This is a genomic window from Protofrankia sp. CiP1_Cm_nod2 (assembly GCF_920664355.1).
Classification (GTDB): domain Bacteria; phylum Actinomycetota; class Actinomycetes; order Frankiales; family Frankiaceae; genus Protofrankia.
The window spans coordinates 5,712-9,500 of sequence record NZ_CAKKTL010000044.1; the positions used below are offsets into that span (position 1 = coordinate 5,712).

2 protein-coding genes and 1 pseudogene are annotated in these 3,789 nt (G+C 70.4%); 2 read left to right on the forward strand and 1 reads right to left on the reverse strand.

Features of this window, described 5'->3' with window-relative positions; all coding sequences use genetic code 11:
* Positions 1-821, forward strand: a pseudogene (locus tag NBW84_RS07235) (hypothetical protein); the annotation flags it as partial.
* Positions 822-941: 120 nt separating this feature from the next.
* Positions 942-2,354, forward strand: coding sequence for a hypothetical protein (locus NBW84_RS07240; protein WP_250282902.1), 1,413 nt, complete (start codon positions 942-944; stop codon positions 2,352-2,354).
* 145 nt (positions 2,355-2,499) lie between these two features.
* On the opposite strand, the gene NBW84_RS07245 is transcribed toward NBW84_RS07240, so the two are convergent.
* Positions 2,500-3,738 (reverse strand): cobalt-precorrin-5B (C(1))-methyltransferase, encoded by a 1,239-nt coding sequence (locus tag NBW84_RS07245; protein WP_250282903.1) that lies wholly within the window; start codon positions 3,736-3,738, stop codon positions 2,500-2,502.
* Positions 3,739-3,789: the final 51 nt, after the last annotated feature.

Genomic DNA, 3,789 nt, shown 5'->3' on the forward strand with positions numbered 1-3,789 from the left:
GTGGGGAGCACGGGCCCGGCGCGTCGCGCCGCACACTCGGCGGGGAGGCTCTGGAGCACTGGCTCGCCCCCTTCACGGAACTCCAGCGGAAGATGCTGGTCACCTGTGCCGCGCCACAGCGCGTCGAGCCCAGTTCGATACACGCGGCGCTGGGCCGGACGTCCGACATCCAGAGCCGGCAGGCCCTGTTACAGGCTCTTCAGGAGAACATGTGCGCGTGGGAGACCGACGGCAGGCTGGTGCTCCGCCCGGTGCTGCGCCGCCTGCTGTTGCAGGACCTGCGGGCCCGTGCCGATGACGACCGGGACGGCTGGCGCAACGTCCACCATCGGCTGCGGGACCATTACCGGCGGCCTCGACCGGACAGCGGCCCGGGGCATGTGACGGCGGCCCTTTATCACGAGCTCGCCACCGACGAACTGACCCCGGTCGTGGAGCATGTGCGGGCCGGCCTGGCGGCGGTGTCGCCCGACGGGCGGTGGGACGGCCACCGATGGTGGAGCGAACTGGCCGGGATCACCCGGGCGCCGATGTCGCCGGCGGTCATGGCCGCCCTGGCCACGCCCGATCCCATGGAGACGCTGGGGCCGTGGTGGCGCGGCGGGCCGGACGTCCATCTCGCTCGCCTCGTGCTGGCCTGCTGGCTGGCCACCAAGCCGTCCGCGCACGAGTCCGTACTGCACGAGGCCCAGATTCCGGGCGCTCTCAACGCGTTGGCCGCGGTCCCCGGATATGAACACGCCTACGATTTCCTGCTGAACCTGGCGTGGCGATATCAGCGCGGCGAACGGCCGGCCGACCGTACTGACCCGGAGGTGTGATCAGCGACCATGCCCAACAACAGCCGATCCCGTTGGAGAGGGTTCTTCGGGCGTCACGAGCCGGCGCCCGGTGTCATCGTTCCGGACTTCTTCAGGAGACGGAGACGCCGCCGGATCATCTTGTTAGTGATCGTCCTGCTGGTCGCACTCGGGGTGCCCGCCGCCATCTTCATGCGACTGGTGTTTTCGGACGACTGTGCCGCGGGCGTGGTGCGCCACGACGGCGAATGCGTCGGCGTCACCGACGGCGGTTACGTTTTCGCCCAGGAGCTCAGGGACGTCGAAAAAGCGATCAGAGAAGAGAACGACTGGGTCGCGAAGCAGCGCAACCGGGTGAGCGTGTCCATCGCCTACGTCTTTCCACTGCGGTTCAACGGGTCGAACGTCGCTGCCGACACGCGGTCACTCCGGCGCGACTTGGAAGGAGCGTTCGTCGCCCAGTACGCGGCCAATCACGACACCATGACCGAGCAGCCGCTGATCCGGCTGCTGCTGGCCAACACGGGCACCAACAGCACCAGGTGGAAGCCGGTGGTCGAGGATCTCGCGAAACGTGTCGCCGGGAAGGACCATCTGGTGGCGACGGTCGGCCTCGGGCCGAGCCTGAGTGCCACCCGGGATGCTGTCCGCCGACTTGCGGAGCTGGGAATTCCGCAGATCAGCGCCATTATGACGTCGGACGATCTGGTGGAGATCCCGACGCTGCGGCGGGTTCCCCCGCCGAACCACGTCGAGGTGGCAGCCGTCATCGACCACGCGCGAAAGACGGCCAACCGGGCGATGCTGGTCCAGGACACGAACCCCGACGATCTCTACCCCGGGACCCTTGCCGACACCTTCAGCAGCAGATATCCGGACGCGGCGAATCGTCTTGTCGGCCAGGTCGAGCAGTACAATTCGAAACTGGGCGCGACGGCCACCACATTTGTCCAGATGTTGCCGAACATCTGCAGCGAGCGACCCGGAATCGTGTATTTCGCCGGCCGGGACGCGGAACTCAGGGATTTCCTCAAGGTGCTGGCCAGGCGTAACTGCCTGGGTGACCACATCACGGTGCTGACCGGTGACGACGCCAGCGGCCTCGAGGGTGACAGGTCGCTCGACCAGACGCTGGCCGCGAACATCAGCGTCCTGTTCACCGCGCTCGCGCATCCCGGCGCCTGGCAGGCCCCGGATGCTGACTCCTTCTTCAACCGGACGACAGTCGCTCGATTTCAGGACCCCACCGGTGTTTTCCAGCAGAGATTTCCGAACGAGACGCTGGACGACGGTGAGGTGATAACGTCACACGACGCTGTCCTGGTGGCTGTCACCGCTGTCAGGTATGCGGCTGTCGGCGGCCATCTCCAGGTCACCCCGGCCGATGTCGAGCAGACCCTGAATCGGCTGCACGGCAATCTGAAGGTTGCCGGGGCCGGCGGTTATCTTTCCTTCGACAACGCCGGCAGCCCGATAGGAAAGCCGATACCACTGGTCAGTATCAACCCGGGCGGGGTGCTGGCCTTCCGGGAGCTGCTGCCGCCAGCACCCTGACAGCCTGCCGTGGACCTGGGCCGCCCGAACGGCCACGGCCATGGCCACGGCTGCAAGCCACGGCCGCAGCCGCGGACTTCGGCACAACCATCCGTTCAACGCAGCCACCCGTTCAGCGGCGGAAGCGCCCGTCGGCGAGATGGCGTCAGGTGCCGTTGCCGGCTTCCATGACGTCGGCGTGGCCGACCAGCGTCCCGGCTCGGTCGATGACGATCACCTCGACCCGCACGGCCGCCCCGCGCAGCACGTCGAGCGCGGTGCGGCGGGCGTCCGCCGCGATGAGGTCGCCGAGCGGGACGCCGGCGGCCAGGCAGAGCCGCAGCGCGCCCAGCGCGGTGTTCGCAGTCTCGACGCGCCTGGAGAGTTCCGCGCCGCCGCCGGCGGCGCGGGCCAGCGTGGCGAGGGCGGCCAGGTCGACCTGGGAGCGTCCGGAGTGCAGGTCGAGATGACCGGCGGCGAGCTTGGCGAGCTTGCCGACACCGCCGACGATGGTCAGATGCGGGATCGGGTGGCGGCGCAGGTACTTCAGCACGGCGCCGGCGAAGTCGCCCATGTCGAGCAGCGCGTCGTCGGGCAGGCCGTGCAGCCGGCGGGCCACCTCCTCGGAGGTGCTGCCGGTGCAGGCCGCGACATGCCGGTGGCCGGCGGCGCGGGCCACGTCGATGCCGCGCCGGATGCTGTCGATCCACGCCGAGCAGGAGTAGGGCACGACGATGCCGGTGGTGCCGAGGATCGACAGGCCGCCGATGATGCCCAGCCGCGGGTTCCAGGTGTGCCGCGCGATCTCGGCCCCGTTGTCGACCCCGATCGTGATCTCCACGTCGACGGCCGCGTTCACGGCGCCGTCCGTGTCGTCCGCACCGTCCGCGTCGCCGCCGACGATGCTGACGGCGCGGATGTGGCCGGCGGCGCCGGTGTGGGTGGTGTGGCCGGTGTGGGTGGCGGCGACCGCGGCCAGCGCGGCGCGCATCATCCGCCGCGGCACCGGGTTGATGGCCGGCTCGCCGACGGCCAGCGGCAGGCCGGGCCGGGTGACCGTGCCGACTCCCGGGCCGGCGCGGAACACCACCCCGGCCCGGGGCGCGGCCAGCCGGACACGGGCGTGCACGAGGGCACCATGGGTGACGTCCGGGTCGTCACCGGCGTCCTTGACGACGGCGGCGGTGGCGGCGCCGGGGGTCAGCTCCTCCCGGGCCAGGGCGAAGGCCGGGCGCTGACCACCCGGCAGGGTGATCGTCACCGGGTCGGGGAACTCGCCGGTGAGCAGCGCGGTGTAGGCGGCGGTGGCCGCGGCCGTGGCGCAGGCGCCGGTCGTCCAGCCGTAGCGCAGCTCCCCGCGCGGCTGCCGGCTCCCGCGACGTCCGGCGGGCTCCGCTTCGTTCATGGCCGTCCCGCCGAGCCTGGCTGTCCGGCCGGGTCAGGCCCCGCCGGGTCA

What these genes read in the sequence shown, in the direction of transcription:
- NBW84_RS07245 (WP_250282903.1), bottom strand. Translation starts at nt 3,738, where the DNA reads ATGAACGAAGCGGAGCCCGCCGGACGTCGCGGGAGCCGGCAGCCGCGC.